Raw genomic sequence first — 17,269 nt, 5'->3', positions numbered from 1 at the left:
CTCCCTTTAAAATACAAAAATTCACAGAAAGGGACAGAAAAATATGATGAAAACAATGGAAAAGAGACAGGAAGCAAGAAAGAACCAGGAGAGAACTTTAAAAAGAATGATGGCTTATCAGAAAAAAGCCGAGCAGATGGTCAGCAGGAAAAGAATGAACCATCACATGATCAGAAAGGGGTAAAAGCGTATGATGAACAGAAAAGAATTTTATGAATATGTCAAAGATAATGTAAAAGACTATTTGCCGGATTCATATCAGAATGGAGAAATCCGTATTGAAGAAGTTGCAAAAAATAATGGATTAAGGTTGACTGGCATTTCAATTCCACAGGGTGATCAAAGAGCTGTGCCGATGGTATATCTGGATTCTCTTTATATGGAATATGTCAATGGAAAAAATCTGGATTCCTGTGTGGGTGATGTGGCAGATATGCGTATTGAAGTGCAGGACAAAGCGGCATTTATCAATATGGGTCTTCCGGATATTTTGGATTATGAAAAAATGAAGGACAAATTACAGGTGAGAATCTGTGACCGGGAATGGAATGAAGAACGCCTGGCTGATAAAGTTGTTACCGAACATGGAGATTTTGCAGCATATTACGCAGTGAATGTGGAAGAAAACGAGGGAGGAATTGGTAGTATTCCGGTTACTGTCAATCTTATGAATGAATGGGGTGTGACAGCAGAACAAATCCAGGCAGATGCAGTGGCGGCAGACAGAAATCGTGGTGTTGTTTTGATGGACATGAATGAAATGATAAAATCCATGATTTTTGGTGAAGAAGCAGAAAATCTTTTGAATGAAAAACTGAATGTTGAAGCAATGGAAAATCCAATGTTCTGTCTTTCAAATGCACAAAAAATGAATGGTGCATCACTGTTACTGCAGGAAGATATTCGTAAGCAGATCGGTGAATGCCTGGGAAGTGATTATTTTGTTCTTCCCTCTTCAATTCATGAGGTGCTGATTCTTCCTGATAACGGAATGTTTGAAGTACCGGAATTAAATGCCATGGTACAGGAAGTCAATGAGACGCAGGTAGAGAGGCAGGAACAGCTTTCGGATAAGGTTCAGTTCTGTGATGGAAAGACAGCAGTTATGGAAAATGCCGAACGCAGGGAAGCACGTCTGGAGAAAGAAAAAGCAGCAGAAAAAGCAACTGGGAGGACAGAAGCAAAAGGTGGAATCCATGGAAAACTGGAGAAAGCCAAGGCGGAGATCAAAGCAAAAGGGACAGATACAATCCCAAAGAATAGGGCGAAAGACCTTGCCTCAGTATTATAACGAGAAATAACGATGATTTTGAGGGGACTGTGTGAGCAGTCCCTAATTTTATGAAGATGGAGGAGAAAAGAATATGGACTGGTGTTTATATGGTGATGATAAAAGAAAGGAAATGGATAGAGATTTAAAACCGGAATATCTTTTGGATGACTTACGGAGATATCAGGATGTATTTGGTGAAGAATTTGGTGTAAAAGAGCTTCTTATGCTGGAGGATATCCGGGTAAAGGCTATGATTGCCGGAGCACTTGCAGATATGCCGGAATTTCTTATTGATCAGATTGGAAAAGCAAGTAACAGTAGTAATTTTCCTTCTATGACAAGGGCAATGGAACGGATTGCCGATGTTGTAGAAGAAAAGTGGGAAGAAGAAAGGGAGTAACAGATGGCAAATAAATTATATGCAATGGAACTTCTGACGGAGGAAGTGGCAAAGGATGTTGCTGCCAATCCGCAGGAATGGATGCGGTTTCTAAATACTGCATCCAGGCTGTACCGGTACACTTTTCCGGAACAGCTCTTGATCTATGCACAGCGTCCGGGAGCAACAGCCGTGGCATCCATGGAAATCTGGAACCAGAAGATGTACCGATGGATTAAAAAGGGTTCTAAAGGAATTGCCCTGATAGATAACACATCCGGACCAAAAACGAAACTCCGATATGTTTTTGATGTGCAGGATACTTATAAGGTAAAAAATCTGGGCAGAGATCCGCAGTTATGGAATCTTAATCCAGAAGGAGAACAACTGGTGGCAGATTATCTGCAGGAGCGGCTGGCACTGGAAGCAACAGAGGGAGGATTAGCAGAGGTTCTTCACCAGGCGGCAGAAGAAAGTGTGCAGGCCTGGTTGCCGGATGCTTTCGACGAACTGCAAATGGATGTAGCCGGCACTTTTCTGGAAGATCTGGATGAACAGAATCAGAAAGTGGAGTTCCGGGAACTGATGACAAACAGTGTCTGGTATGTGTTACTGAACCGATGCGGACTGGATGTGCAGGAATATCTTGATGCAGAGGATTTTCGTCATATTACAGATTTTAACCAGTTAAAGGTTATTGGACACCTTGGAAGTTCTGTGAATGAGATCAGCAGACCGGTATTGATGCAGATTGGACGATATGTGTTGAATGACTTGGAAAAAGATCTGAAAACGGTTGCAAAAGAAAAAGAAGTAGCTTATAATGAATTTAACACGTTAATTCGTGAAAGCAAAACAAGGAACACAGAAGATAGAGGAGAAAATAAGGAGGAAACAGAGCATGAGAGAGATCACTTACAGCCAGAATGGAGAGTACCAGATTCCGGATATCAGTCTGGAGGAGACGAGAGGAACGATCGGGAAGTACGGATTGATGAGGAAAGAGTATCTGAGAAACCACAAAGTAGCCAGATTCAACATTCTGACCTTACAGAACCGTCTGGACAGTCATCTGATGGAAATCGACAGCCAGGCAAGGCAGAGAGTAGACAACCTGATGTCAGAACTTCTGGAGAAAAACCCGGCACCGGACAAAATGGCAGACGGGATGGCATGGACCAGACACATGAACCAGATCAAAGCACAGGCAGAGGAACTGGTAATTCAGGAGATTATTTACAATTAAGTCTGTTCCCGACAGAAGAGGAACAGTTAGGAGAAATAAGGAAAGCGGCAGCTGCATTAGAACAGCCAGCCGCTTTTCTTATTTCTGATGAAGTAGTAGATGATATTCTCCGCACGGGAAGTGGACAGAAAAATACACTGTTTCATATTACGGCAAGACTGATTGAAGGTCTGGATAATGAAGAAATGCAGAACTTCCTGAAGGAGGAATATGAAACAGGTGGAAAAGGATTTACCATAGATGGACAGAAAATCAGTATCTGGTATGACAATGATGGTATCCGTATCCGACGGGGAGATTCCGCCAGAAGAAACTTTGATCGCATGGTTACGTGGGAAGAAGCGGCGGACAGAATCCGGGATATGTATGAGGATAGAAGTTACGTGGATAATCTGATTTCCAATAACGCCATTGAACAGGAGCAGGAAGAAATGACCAATCTTCTTGCACTCCATTTTCGGGATACCAGCAGAAACCGGGAGGAGCAGCAATCATATTCGGATTGGCAGGATGTCGTGCGGGAAGCTTGGACAGATTCAGCGGAAGCAGATGCAATTGCCCATCGCTTTGAATGGCTGCAGAAAGATATGGATGAGAATCCAGAAGATTATCGCAGGTGGGAGATTCAGCATAATCCGGAATATTTCCAGCGTTTTCAGGATCTCCAGAGGGAGCGTTCCTGGGTAGACCAGAAATTTACGGTCGAACGTCCGGCCCTTTCCTTTATCACACAGGATGAGATAGATGCAGTCCTTAGAAGAGGCGGGATCACTGCCGGAGGACGGAATCGGATCTATGAGTATTTCATGGAACATCACGATATAAAGGATGCAGCTGAGTTTCTGAAAAATGAGTATGGTACAGGTGGAGCAGCACCTGGGATACCGGGAGCGTATGAATCCGATGCTTCCCATGATGCGAAAGGATTAAAACTTGCGAAAGGGAAGATTGGCAGTCCAGATGTAGAAGTTCTATTAAAGTGGAATAAGGTTGCAGAACGTGTCCGTCAGCTGATTCGCACCGATGATTTCTTATCACCGGAAGAACTGGAAAAGTATGAAGAACGGCAGGAAGCACAGAGACAGGCGGATCTGGAAGGAGCTCAGCAGGCTTTGGAAGTGGAGCAGGAAGGCTCTGATCAGCAGGAAATACGAGAGGAAAATCAGGAACCGTCGGAAGTTGAGACACAACCGGAAGCAGTAGAAGATGCAGAAAAAAAGGAAGATATAACACCAGAACAGTCTGATATTCCAGCAACAAACTTCCATATCACAGATGATGAACTGGGACAGGGAACACCAAAGGAAAAGTTCCGTGCTAATATCATGGCAATCCAGCTTTTAAAGAAATGCGAGGAAGAAAACCGCAATGCCACACCAGACGAACAGGAGATTTTATCCCGATATGTAGGCTGGGGAGGTCTTGCTGATGCTTTCGATGAAACAAAATCCGCATGGGAGACGGAATATCTGGAATTAAAGACAGTCCTTACACCGGAAGAATATGCAGCAGCCAGAGCTTCTACCTTAAATGCCCATTACACACAGCCAATCGTGATTGAAAGTATGTATCAGGCGTTGGAAAATCTGGGATTTACAAAAGGAAATATCCTGGAGCCATCCATGGGTGTTGGTAACTTCTTTGGAATGCTTCCTGAGAAGCTGAACCAGTCAAAACTCTATGGTGTGGAACTGGACAGTATCAGCGGTAGAATTGCAAAACTGCTTTACCCAGATGCCAATATCCAGATTAAAGGTTTTGAGAAGACAGATTATCCGAATGATTTCTTCGATGTGGCAATCGGAAATGTGCCATTTGGAGCTTATAAAGTGAATGACAGGCAATATGACCGCTATAATTTTATGATTCACGATTATTTTCTGGCAAAGACAATCGACCAGTTGCGTCCGGGTGGTGTGGCAGCTTTGATCACAACAAAAGGAACCATGGATAAAGCATCACCGGAAGTCCGAAAGTATCTGGCAGAACGTGCCGATCTCCTTGGAGCCATCCGCCTGCCGAACACAGCATTCAAAGCAAATGCAGGAACGGAAGTCAGTGCAGATATTTTATTCTTCCAGAAGCGTGACAGCATGACAAAAGAGATGCCGGAGTGGGTGAATCTTGGAAGTGATGCCAATGGAATTACGGTCAATCAGTATTTTGCAGACCATCCGGAAATGATTCTGGGTGAGATGAAAGAGGTATCCGGTCCGTATGGTATGGAAACAACCTGTATGCCGATAGAAGGTGCTGATCTTGAAGTCCAGCTTGCAGAAGCTGTCAGGAATATTCATGGAAATATGGCACCTGCAGTTGATGTGGATGCAGAACTGGATGATGTACCAGAGAGTATCCCGGCAGATCCGAATGTTCGTAATTACAGTTATGCGGTTGTAGATGATCAGGTATATTACCGTGTTAACTCTCTGATGAATCAGGTAAAGATGCCTGCCGCTACTGCAGAACGTGTAAAAGGTATGGTGGAGATCCGAGACACGGTGCGTGAACTGATTGCCATGCAGATGGAAGAATCCGTAACAGATGAAGAAATTCACAAACAGCAGGAGAAATTGAATCAAGTATATGATGCTTACACAGCAAAGTATGGAGTCATCGGAAGTAATGCAAACAAGCGGGCGTTTTCTGATGACGCTTCTTATTGTCTGTTGTGTTCTCTGGAAGACCTGAACGAAGATGGAACATTGAAGCGAAAAGCAGACATGTTTACGAAACGAACCATCAAAAAGGCAGTGGCGGTAACCAGTGTGGAAACTGCGACAGAAGCCTTAGCATTATCATTGAATGAAAGAGCAAAGGTGGATCTGTCCTATATGGCACAGCTGACAGGAAAGACAGAAGAAAAAATCACGGAGGAACTGGTTGGAGTTATATTTAAGAACCCACTGACAGACCAGTGGGAGAGTGGAGATGAGTATTTATCTGGAAATGTCAGGGAGAAGTTAAACACAGCAAGAACCTTTGCAGAGAATCACCCGGAATTCACACCGAATGTCCGTGCATTGGAAGCAGTTCAGCCAAGAGAACTGGAAGCATCTGAAATCGAAGTAAGGATTGGAGCAACCTGGATTGAACCATCGGATTATCAGGACTTTATGAGGGAACTGCTTCATACTCCGTGGTATCTTGCACAGAAGGAGATACAGGTAAAATATTCTGAGGTGAATGGTGAGTGGCGGATTACCGGGAAAAATGCAGACAGTCCAAGAAATGCGTTTGCCTATGCAACGTATGGAACCGAGAGGGCAAATGCTTACCGGATTCTGGAAGATACACTGAATCTGAAAGATGTTCGTATCTATGATAAGAGTGTCAATGAAAATGGGGATGAGATTCGTGTCCTCAATAAAAAAGAAACTATGCTGGCATCACAGAAACAGGATGCCATGAAAGCAGCATTTAAGGATTGGATTTTCAAAGATCAACAGAGACGTGAAAGACTGGTAAGAGTTTATAATGAACGGTTTAACAGTATCCGTCCCCGTGAATACGATGGCAGTCATCTGACTTTCCCAGGAATGAACCCGGAAATTGAACTTCGCCCACATCAGAAAAATGCTGTCGCACATCAGCTTTACGGGGATAATGTGCTTCTGGCTCATGTAGTAGGAGCTGGGAAGACCTACGAGATGGTAGCGGCTGCAATGGAGAGCAAACGTCTGGGATTATCACAAAAGAATCTATTTGTCGTGCCGAACCATCTGACAGAGCAGTGGGGAGCCGAGTTCCTGCAGTTATATCCGGGAGCCAATATCCTGGTGGCAACCAAGAAAGATTTTGAACCGGCGAACCGGAAAAAGTTCTGTGCCAGAATCGCTATGGGAAACTATGATGCGATTATCATCGGTCATTCCCAGTTTGAGCGTATCCCAATCTCTGATGAGAGGCAGGAAGCCATGCTGCGGAAGCAGATTGACGATCTGGAAATCGCAATCCAGAGTGCAAGATATGAGCAGGATGGCGGCCGCTATACGGTAAAGCAGATTGAAAAGACCAGAAAAACGCTGATGACAAGACTGGAGAAGCTGAATCAGAAAGAGAAAAAGGATAATGTAGTTACCTTTGAAGAACTGGGAGTGGATCATCTGTATGTAGACGAGGCACACAGTTATAAAAATGCGTTCCTTTATACAAAAATGAGAAATGTAGCCGGAATTGCCCAGAACGAAGCACAGAAATCAGCAGATATGTTTAATAAATGTCAGTATCTGGATGAGATTACCGGTGGAAAAGGCATTACCTTTGCAACGGGCACACCGATCAGCAACAGCATGACGGAACTTTATGTCATGCAGAGATATCTGCAGAACAGCAAATTACAGAATATGGGCTTGGGATTATTTGATTCCTGGGCATCCACGTTTGGAGAGGTTGTGACCAGCATTGAACTTGCACCGGAAGGAACCGGATACCGAGCAAAATCCAGATTCGCCAGATTCTATAATATCCCGGAACTGATGAATATGTTCAAGGAGATTGCAGATATCAAGACTTCGGATCAGTTGAATCTTCCAGTACCGGAAGCGGAATACGAAACTGTAGTATTGAAACCAACAGAACAGCAGAAAGAAATCGTAGCAAGCCTAGGAGAGCGTGCGGAAGTGGTAAGAAACGGTGGCGTAGATGCTAGTGTAGACAATATGCTGAAAATTACCAATGACGGAAGAAAACTGGCACTGGATCAGCGATTGGTCAATGAACTATTGCCAGACGATCCGGGCAGTAAAGTGTCGGTCTGTGCAGAAAAAAGCTATGAAATCTGGAAAGATACAGTTGTACAGAAATCGGCGCAGATCATTTTTTGTGACTTGAGCACACCGAAAGGCGATGGCAGTTTCAATGTTTACGATGACTTGAAACAGAAGCTGATGGCGAAAGGTGTACCGGAAAAAGAAATTGCATTCATTCATGATGCAAATACCGAAGCAAAGAAGACGGAGCTGTTTGGAAAAGTAAAATCTGGGCAGGTTCGTTTTTTGATTGGTTCAACAGCAAAGATGGGTGCCGGTACCAACGTGCAGGATCGTCTGATTGCTCTGCATCATCTGGATATTGGCTGGAAACCGTCTGATCTGGAGCAGAGGGAAGGACGTATCATCCGGCAGGGAAATCACAATAAAAAGGTTCATATCTTTCGGTATGTGACAGAATCCACCTTCGACAGCTACATGTGGCAGTTGATCGAAAATAAACAGAAGTTCATCTCCCAGATTATGACGAGCAAAGCACCGGTCAGAAGCTGCGAAGATGTGGACGAAGCGGCACTGTCCTATGCAGAGGTTAAGGCACTGGCAACTGGAAATCCGGCAGTAAAAGAAAAGATGGCACTGGACGTGGATGTGGCAAAACTGAAACTTTTAAAAGCCAATCACATGAATAACCAGTACCGTCTGGAAGATGATATTGCAAGAAATTTTCCACAGCAGATTGCAAAATTGACCGAGACTATTGATAGCTACAAAGCGGATATTGCCCATTATCAGGAGCATAAAATCACAGATCCAGAACAGTTTTCCATGGAGATCAGCGGCAAAGTATTTACAGAAAAGAAAGAAGCAGGAGCGGCACTACTGGCAGTCTGCAAGGACATGAAAGCAGTCGATGCAGCAATGGATATCGGAAACTATCAGGGATTCAACATGAGAATCCAGTTCGACAGCTGGAGTAAGGAGTTTATCCTGTCTGTGAAGCATGAATCGGTATCGAAAGTTCATCTGGGAGCAGATGCCCTGGGAAATATCACCCGTATCAATAATCTTTTGGAAAGCTATCCGGAGAAACTGGCAGAAGCGGAGCAACGATTGGAAACGGTACAGGAGCAGCTTACAAATGCCAAAGAGGAAGTTGGAAAGCCATTCACAAAAGAAGAGGAACTGAACCAGAAACTGGAGCGACTGTCAGAACTAAATGCCCTTCTTAATATGGATGAACGGGAAGACACAGAAGCAGAGCAGTCAGAATCGAAAGAGAAAGAAGAACGACCGGCACGTGGTTCTATCCATGAGAAATTGCAGATTTATAAAGAAAAAAGCCAGCGGGAAAGCGAGAATGGCAGGGAAGATAGAAAAAGGGACTTCGGTCTGGAATAAGAAAACAGGAAAGATGGCATAATTTGGTAGAAAGAATGTTCTGCCGGTTATGCCACTTTTGGGAATACAGGAGGAACTTATATGGCGAGAAACATGATAACAGGAATAGAAACGCAGAAAATGCAGGAATATACACAGGAACAAATAGACCGTGCAGAACACATGGGAATAGCAATTCCAGCGGACGTAAAAGAACAGATTTTTGAATATGCAAATCTGGTTGGCGAAGAAGAGAAAGTAAGGACGCTGGTAAGAAATCTGGCAGATGCAGTCAATCGGTCAGATGAAGATAGAGTAGAGGAACTTCTGGATGATGCCCAAATGGATATTCAGGACTTACCAGATCCAACCATAGGCAAGCTGGAACTTCGGGATTATGGATATACAGCAGAGGATATGGTGCCGCTTAGAAAAGCAGCAGCCCTGGATTATCACAGAATGGGTTCTAAAATCTATTGCCTGGGTAGTGATGGCAGCAAGGGAGAGTATGCAAGTAAAGAAATGATACAGGCACATGAAGGGCTGTTTGGCATGGAATCACAGATGTGGGAACGGATAAGGGATCAGGATCTGGATTATGCAGATGAAGATTTTGGAGCATTTCAGGAGCCGATGAATGTGATTGGACAGGAAGAAGCTCTGAAATTATATGATGCCGGAGCAGATATCTATCTGATTACCAATTTTTCATCACCAATCTATGTTACAGAGCGAATGGAGATTGAACGAGGTCCGGAGCATTATCAGATGTCTACAGAAGAACTGGAACGATTCCGCAATTTGGAATGGGAGATGCAGAAATATCCGCAGATTCAGTCTTTGAAAGAGGCAAATCTGCTATTAGGGACAAGACGAACATTCGGTATTTATCAAATAAGAGATGGTTTGCCAGGTGAAAACTATGCGTTTATGAATATGAGCTTCATTGAAAGTCACGGGATGCAGATTAAAAAAGAAGACTATGAACTGGTCTATGTGGGAGAATTATTTGGAAATATGTCGCTAGATGATATATTTGAACGATTCAACATCGACAGACCAGAAGACTTTCGAGGACATTCCCTGTCTGTCAGTGATATCGTAGTTCTGAATGAGGGGGGAAAGGTAACCGCTCATTTTGTAGACAGTATCAGTTTTGAACAGCTAGATTCTTTCCTGAATCTGGAAGAACAGGTTCTTAGTGAACTGGCATATGAGGTAGGAGAACGTTACTTTGCTATTCAGAGAACAGAAGGAGGATATGATTATTCCTTTTACGATGAAGATTTCCGCCTGATGGATGGTGGCGTCTATGAAAATGGTGAAATTTCTATTGAAGAAGCGGCAGAGGAACTTTTGGAAGACGAAGGATGGACTGGAGAACGCATCCGTGGGGATTATGATCAGTTGATGAAAAAGGTAGAAGAAATGGATGAGGTTGTAATGGCAGAGATTCAGAAAAGCCAGGGCGAATATAAGCCATTGGCAAAGGTAGAAGAACTGGAAGAGGCAAATTATAACATGATTGATAATGTCCTCAATAATATGCCACCGAAGAAAGAACCGTATCTGGAATACTTTGCCGCAGAATGTGATGAGTTCCATGATATGGGAGCTTATGAAAAAAGTACCGATGTTAATCAGATTGCTGCGGTTTATGAAAAATATAGGGAGAATCCTGAGAATGCCTATCGAGTATGCAGTATGGGGATTATCTATCGTGATCCGGAAGACAGTTACTATGATGATGCTGAATTTGCAATCGTAAAAGGAAATACAGTACTTGGAAATCTGATGGACGATGTTCGATTTTATGGAGAACTTGCACTGATACGGGAAGGGATTGAGAAAATTCATGATGCATTGCCGGACTATAAGTATGTACCAATGCGGGATGTTCGGGAAGCAATGTATCCAGAGAAGATGACCACAGAACAGTTGGCAGAGGCATTGGATGAGATTGCAGAAGCTTTTGATCCGTATGAGTATCGAGATAATGTGGAGACGGGAGAAAATACGGTACAAGAGGTGATGTTGGATTTGCAGAGTGGCAATACACATTCTTATATTTCTTATCTGAAGGATATTGTAGACGAAGAATGTGACCAGTCTGTGCGTGCAGGTGTATTGATTGAAAGACTGAAAGTCTATGAGCCGGAGTTTCCAAAGAATCTGGAACCAATGGTGTATGTAAACTATTGTGAAGAAAGTGCTCTCATGAATCCAAGATGTCAGAAGTTATCCGAGCTGGATGCAAAAACAGCAGAAATGGATAAAGAATGGTATGCAAAACGTGATTCGAAGACAGAGGAACCTACAAAAATCACAAAGATATATGTGACTGTATATTATGCGGAAAAAGGTGAACAGATGCTGCATCATTTCAAGAAGTCAATAGATATTGGAAATGGACATGGCGGTATTGTGAGTCAGTTGAAGTATGATAATGAAATGAAGCTTACAGATGAGTATTGGATCAATTACCAGAAAGGTAAAGGAAGTGAAGAGTTCCAAAAATATATGGAAGATCTGACAGACATGCAGAATCATGTGCTTCCGTATCTGCAGAGCTTTTGCAATCTGGAAGAAAAAGGTGTGAAAGAGAGACGAGAACAGCAGATAACGGAAAGAAATGAAGGAAGAGCAGATGAGCGGGGAACAAGTACCGAAGCGAATGCAGTGGTCAAGGATGCAGGAAAAGCAGATAGGAAACAGGTACAACAGAAGCAGGCGGTAGTTGGAAAAGATAAGAAATTATCCATTCATGAACGGCTTGAGATTAATAAGAGGATTATTCAAGAAAAGCAGGGAAAAGATAAGCCGGAGAGAGGGGCTGATCGGGGTGTGAGATAAGTATAATATTATAATTCTAATGAAGGATGTAGGGAGTCAATCCCTGCATCCTTTTTTAATGCGTAAATATGGATTGAACGTTATAATGAAAGCAGATTGGAGATGTTTTTCTTCTAACCACACCAATTAGGAAAAGAGTATCTGTAGCAGATAAATTCAAAAGGTTTGTGAATAAATTAAAAAAGATATTCAATATTTGAAAAAAGATATGTGATATTTGTAAATGCGAATTGTACAAGGAGTTTTTTGTGTGATAAAATAATTTTGATATTGATTGCACATTAAACGGAGGAAAAGAGGATGGCAATTAGTTATAATGGATTATGGAAACAGTTAATTGACCACGGAATGAAAAAAGGAGATTTGTGTGCCAAGACTGGTCTTAGCTCCAGTACAATAGCAAAGATGACAAACTGCGAGTCGGTGAAACTATCTGTTTTGGAAAAAATCTGCAAAGAGTTGGATTGTAACTTTGGAGATTTGATTGACTATGTACCAGATAACAAAGAAAAGTAAATTACCTTATGGAGGAAAATGTAAATGGCTACGAGAAGTGCAAAAATAGATCAGAAAGCAGACCTAATATGGGCAATAGCAGATAAGCTTACCGGTGTATATAAACCACATGAATATGGAGATGTTATATTACCACTTACAGTAATCAGACGTTTTGACTGTATTCTCTCAGATACGAAGGATGCGGTATTACAGAAATACGATGAAGTAAAGAATCTTCCAATGAAAGATATTTTACTTCGTAAGGCTTCAAAAAAGGATTTTTACAATACAAGTAAATATACATTTGAAAGACTTATGGATGATCCTGACCACATTGAGGAGAATTTTAGAGAGTATCTGAATAAATTTTCAGCAAATGTGCGGGATATTCTGGAAAAATTTAAGTTTGATGGACACATCACAACGATGGCAAATAAGGGGATTCTGTATATTGTTTTAAAGGAATATACAACAGACAGAGGAAATCTTCATCCGAATGAAATCTCTAACCTTGAAATGGGATATATTTTTGAAGAAATTATAAGAAGATTCTCTGAGTCTCATAATGAAGATGCAGGACAGCATTACACTCCAAGAGAAGTTATCCAACTTATGGTTAATATTCTCTTCTATGATGATAATGACATCCTTTCTGGCAATAATGTGGCAAAGACAATTTATGATCCTGCCTGTGGAACCGGAGGTATGCTTTCTGTAGCAGAGGAATATTTACATAGTCTGAATGCATCTACAGAGCTTGTATCGTTCGGTCAGGAAATCAATGACCAGACATTTGCAATCTGTAAGGCTGATATGCTGATTAAGGGTAACAATGCTGATTATATCAAGGACGGAAACACATTATCGGATGACCAGTTTGCAGGCAGTACCTTTGACTATATCCTTTCAAATCCGCCGTTTGGACGTGAATGGAAGAATGAAAAGGCAAAAGTAGAGGAAGAGGCTAAGCTTGGCTTTGGAGGAAGATTTGGAGCAGGACTTCCGGCTGCAAGCGATGGACAGATGCTTTTCCTTATGACAGCAATATCAAAAATGAAAGATATTGATAAGGGTGGAAGTAGAATTGCAATCATTCATAATGGTTCACCACTCTTTACAGGAGATGCAGGAAGCGGACCTTCTGAAATCAGAAGACATATCCTTGAAAATGATTTGCTTGAGGCAATCATTGCTTTACCGAATGATATTTTCTACAACACAGGAATTGCAACCTATATCTGGGTATTGTCAAATAAAAAGGCAGGTACAGTCAGAGAGGGGAAAGTACAGCTTATCAATGCCAATGAGATGTTTGTGAAGAGAAGAAAAGCATTGGGAAATAAGCGAAATGATATATCTGAGGAGGATATCGCTGAGATTACAAAGATATATGGTGATTTTAAAGCGAGTGAAATCAGCCAGATTTACGATAACGAGGATTTTGGTTATACAAAGATAACAGTAGAAAGACCGCTCCGTGATGACGAGGGAAATCTTGTTCTAAAAAAAGGTAAAAAACAGCCCGATAAAAATCTTCGAGATACAGAAAATGTACCTTTGAAAGAGGATATCAAAGAATATTTTGAGAGGGAAGTATTGCCATTTGCACCAGATGCATGGATTGATGAGAAAAAATCAAAGGTGGGATATGAGATTCCGTTTACAAGATATTTCTACAAGTATGAAGCACCAAGACCATCTGCAGAAATCATGACAGAGATTATGGATTTAGAGATAGAATTATCTGGAAGTCTTGAGGAGGTATTTGACCTATGAGAGAGATGAGAGATAGCGGAGTAGAATGGATTGGAGAGATACCAAAAGATTGGAATTGTTGTAAACAGAAATATAGATTTACACTTATAAATGGACGTGCATTTAAGGATAATGAATTCGAAGAAGATGGAACTTATAGAATTTTGAGGGTGGGCAATTTATTTTCAAATCCAGTTTGGTATTCGTCAAGTTTAGAATTGGAGCCTGATAAGTATTGTGAAAAGGGAGATTTGATTTATGCTTGGTCAATGTCATATGGACCATATATTTGGAATGAAGAAAAGGTGATTTATCATTATCACATTTGGAAAACTAAATTGGTTTCGGATATGGACAAGATGTTTTCATATTATTATTTGCAGGCACTTACAGAATCAATAAAATCGCAAACTCATGAGACTACAATGGGATTTGTAACAATGGGAATTATGAATAATTCCTATATTGCATATCCAAGAAATATAAAAGAGCAAAAAAAGATAAGCTTCGTGTGATGTTTGCGAGAATCAGTGTATCTATGCTTGAGCCGGATCTGGTAATCATGGATGAGTTTCAGAGATTTAAGTTTCTTTTGTCATCCGATGACAGTGAGCTTGGTATTCTTGCACACAGTTTCCTTAGTGGACATGATACAAGGGTACTTCTGTTGTCGGCTACACCATATAAATTGTATTCTACCCTTGAAGAGATAGATGAAAATCAGCTTGATGAGCATTATGCAGAGTTTTTTCAGGTTATGAACTTTCTTTTTGATGATGAAGTCAAAGACATTAAATTTAAGGAAGTGTGGAAGAATTATTCCCATGCTCTAAGTGAGTTGAAGGCAGGGGACAGTGCAATTATCCGTATGAAGGAGCTGGCAGAAAATGCCATGTATCAGGGAGTCAGCAGGACAGAGCGTATATCTGTCATGGATTCCGGTGATTATACGGATGACAGCAGCGTGAAGCATCATTTGCAAATAGATGAAAATGACATAAACTCCTATATACAGATGTCACGATTGTTGTCAAAAACGGATTCAAATCATTCTTTACCGGTAGATTATGCAAAGAGCTGTCCGTATCTTATGTCCTTTATGAAGAAATATAAGATTAAAGAGCAGATTGAAAAATATTATATAAAACATCCAGATGAATTTGGAAGTGAAAGAGAACAATGTCTCTTGTGGCTGAATCGCAATAAAATCAATAAATATGATGAACTGCCGAAAACCAATGCAAGGCTTGAGGCACTGAAAGAAAAAGCATTTACCGGCGGTGCAGAAAAATATCTGTGGATTCCTCCATCACTGCCATATTATGAGATGCAGGGAGCATATAAAAACAGCAAAGGCTTTTCAAAAATACTTGTATTTTCTGCATGGGAGATGGTTCCACGAATGATAGGTGCGCTTGTTTCCTATGAGGCGGAAAGACTTACAGTTGGAAAACTGGTACATCAGATAAAGAATCAGGATAAGAAGAATACGGGGTATTTTGCGGAAGGTTCGAGACGATACCCGGTGGCAAGGCTCAGGTTTAATGTTTCAAATGGAGAAGTAAGAGGCATGAGTCTGTTTGCACTGCTTTATCCTTCAAAGACACTTTCTGATATGTATTTACCGATTGAGTCATTGAATAATCATGAATCATTAGAAGTAATAGAGAAATCTGTACGGCTGAAACTGAAAGAGAAGCTTGCGATAATCGAAGAAAAGTATGGTGATTCGGGTAACAATAAGGAAGATGCCAGGTGGTATTATCTTGCACCGATGCTCATGGATGGAGTCATCTATGCAAAGCATTGGATAGAGGATATTGTGTGGGAAATGAATACAGACGAAGAGGATACAACATCTGAGGTCAGAAGCAGTTCAAAGGATAAGAGAAATAAGGGCTTTATTGCTCATATTGATAAGCTAAGAAGTTATTTGGATGCCCCGGAGGAGATTCATCTTGGAAGAAAGCCGGAGGATCTTCTGGAAACATTGGTAAATATGGTACTGGGTTCGCCAGCAATATGCATTTATCGTTCTAATGGAAGAAGCACAGCCAGAGCAACATCGCTTGCAAAGGTATTTGTCAATAATTTCAATTTGCCGGAGTCAACAGCTATCATTGATCTTGCTTATGGCAGATGCAGGGATGATAATTCCCATTGGCAGAATGTACTTAAATACTGTAAAGATGGCTGTTTTCAGGCAATGATTGATGAATATATCCATATGCTGAAAGAAACAGCAGGTTTTCAGTCGGATGGAAATCAGTATCAGATTGTGCATGACATGATGATGGATTCATTGAAGATACATACAGCCACCTATATCGCTGATACTTATCCTGATTTCAAAAAACGTATTAACGGAGCTGACAGGAAGAGTGATGGATGTCGAATAAGGTCGAGTTATGCAGTTGGATTTACAAAGGATGCAGGAGATAATTCCAAGGTAGTCATGCGTAAAGAAAATATCAGAAATGCCTTTAACTCACCAATGCGTCCATTTGTGCTCGCCACAACATCAATCGGACAGGAAGGATTGGATTTTCATAATTATTGTCGTGTGATTATGCACTGGAATCTTCCAAGTAATCCCATAGATGTAGGACGGATTTTGCGGACATTCAAAATAAAAAAGAATGTGGAGGTAACAGACAATGGCAAAATCATTATTTGAGGAACTGGGCGGCAAATACGAAAGGCAAGGGGATTATTTGATACCGTGCTTAACTGTACCCGCCGAAGAAGAACAGGCAATAGGCATCTGGGGGCAACGGCATTTAGATTATCTAAAACAGTACCGTAAAGTTACATACACCAATCTTCTTACAAGCGGCAGGCTAAACGCCTACCTTGCCGACATCAACAGACAGGCACAGGAACGCTTTGAAAGGCTCATAGAGGGTATGAAACAGGCACAGGGCATAACGGAACAGCTAAAGGCAGAAAACGCCTTAGAATGGACAGGATGCCTCAATAACATAAGGGCTTGTGCGAGGGAGATTGTGGAAAAGGAAATTATTTTTGCATAAACAGATGATTAGTGGCAGGGGGAAATCCTGCCGCTTTTTCTGCTTTAGTTTGTCAGCTTGACAAATAAAGGGTTAAGGAATATAATTAGATTCAGTATTATACAAGGAGTTAATAAATATGCGGCAAGGTATTCTTAAATAAAC

Annotated in this window: 10 protein-coding genes; all 10 read left to right on the top strand. The window is 41.4% G+C overall.

The genetic code is table 11. The annotated features are described in order from the left end of the window. Positions 1–43 precede the first annotated feature (43 nt). The 10 genes from DW922_RS17570 (at position 44) to DW922_RS05080 (ending at position 17,125) form a co-directional block, all read left to right on the top strand. On the top strand, positions 44–184 hold the full coding sequence (locus DW922_RS17570) for a hypothetical protein (RefSeq protein ID WP_164651566.1): 141 nt from the start codon (positions 44–46) through the stop codon (positions 182–184). 6 nt (positions 185–190) lie between these two features. Next, the gene (locus DW922_RS05120; protein WP_026648906.1) at positions 191–1,291 is read left to right on the top strand and encodes a DUF5688 family protein; all 1,101 of its coding nucleotides are present in this window, start codon (positions 191–193) and stop codon (positions 1,289–1,291) included. A gap of 73 nt (positions 1,292–1,364) precedes the next feature. Next, positions 1,365–1,673 (top strand): hypothetical protein, encoded by a 309-nt coding sequence (locus DW922_RS05115; RefSeq protein WP_026648905.1) that lies wholly within the window; start codon positions 1,365–1,367, stop codon positions 1,671–1,673. Positions 1,674–1,676: 3 nt separating this feature from the next. Then, positions 1,677–9,008, top strand: coding sequence for a DEAD/DEAH box helicase family protein (locus tag DW922_RS05110; RefSeq protein ID WP_118440695.1), 7,332 nt, complete (start codon positions 1,677–1,679; stop codon positions 9,006–9,008). Positions 9,009–9,089: 81 nt separating this feature from the next. Next, on the top strand, positions 9,090–11,840 hold the full coding sequence (locus tag DW922_RS05105) for a YodL domain-containing protein (RefSeq protein WP_114002931.1): 2,751 nt from the start codon (positions 9,090–9,092) through the stop codon (positions 11,838–11,840). A 300-nt stretch (positions 11,841–12,140) separates the two neighbouring features. Further along, entirely contained in the window at positions 12,141–12,356 is a 216-nt protein-coding gene (locus tag DW922_RS05100; RefSeq protein ID WP_028086451.1) for a helix-turn-helix transcriptional regulator, read from the top strand. A 24-nt stretch (positions 12,357–12,380) separates the two neighbouring features. Then, positions 12,381–14,114 (top strand): class I SAM-dependent DNA methyltransferase, encoded by a 1,734-nt coding sequence (locus DW922_RS05095; RefSeq protein WP_114002932.1) that lies wholly within the window; start codon positions 12,381–12,383, stop codon positions 14,112–14,114. Beyond that, positions 14,111–14,608: a restriction endonuclease subunit S gene (locus tag DW922_RS05090; RefSeq protein ID WP_114002933.1), complete on the top strand. Its 498-nt coding sequence runs from the start codon at positions 14,111–14,113 to the stop codon at positions 14,606–14,608. The genes DW922_RS05095 and DW922_RS05090 overlap by 4 nt, the downstream gene beginning before the upstream one ends. A 47-nt stretch (positions 14,609–14,655) precedes the next feature. Continuing rightward, positions 14,656–16,770 carry a hypothetical protein gene (locus DW922_RS05085; RefSeq protein ID WP_243032062.1) on the top strand — a complete coding sequence of 705 codons (2,115 nt, stop codon included), beginning with the start codon at positions 14,656–14,658 and terminating at the stop codon, positions 16,768–16,770. Next, on the top strand, positions 16,751–17,125 hold the full coding sequence (locus DW922_RS05080) for a TnpV protein (protein WP_001129922.1): 375 nt from the start codon (positions 16,751–16,753) through the stop codon (positions 17,123–17,125). Before DW922_RS05085 ends, DW922_RS05080 begins: the two co-directional genes overlap by 20 nt. The last annotated feature ends 144 nt before the right edge of the window (positions 17,126–17,269 follow it).

The organism is Clostridium sp. AM42-4, assembly GCF_003480105.1.
Lineage (GTDB): Bacteria > Bacillota > Clostridia > Lachnospirales > Lachnospiraceae > Brotaphodocola.
The sequence above is the reverse complement of the archived record's forward strand: the minus strand, read 5'-3'. Positions and strand labels throughout refer to the sequence as shown.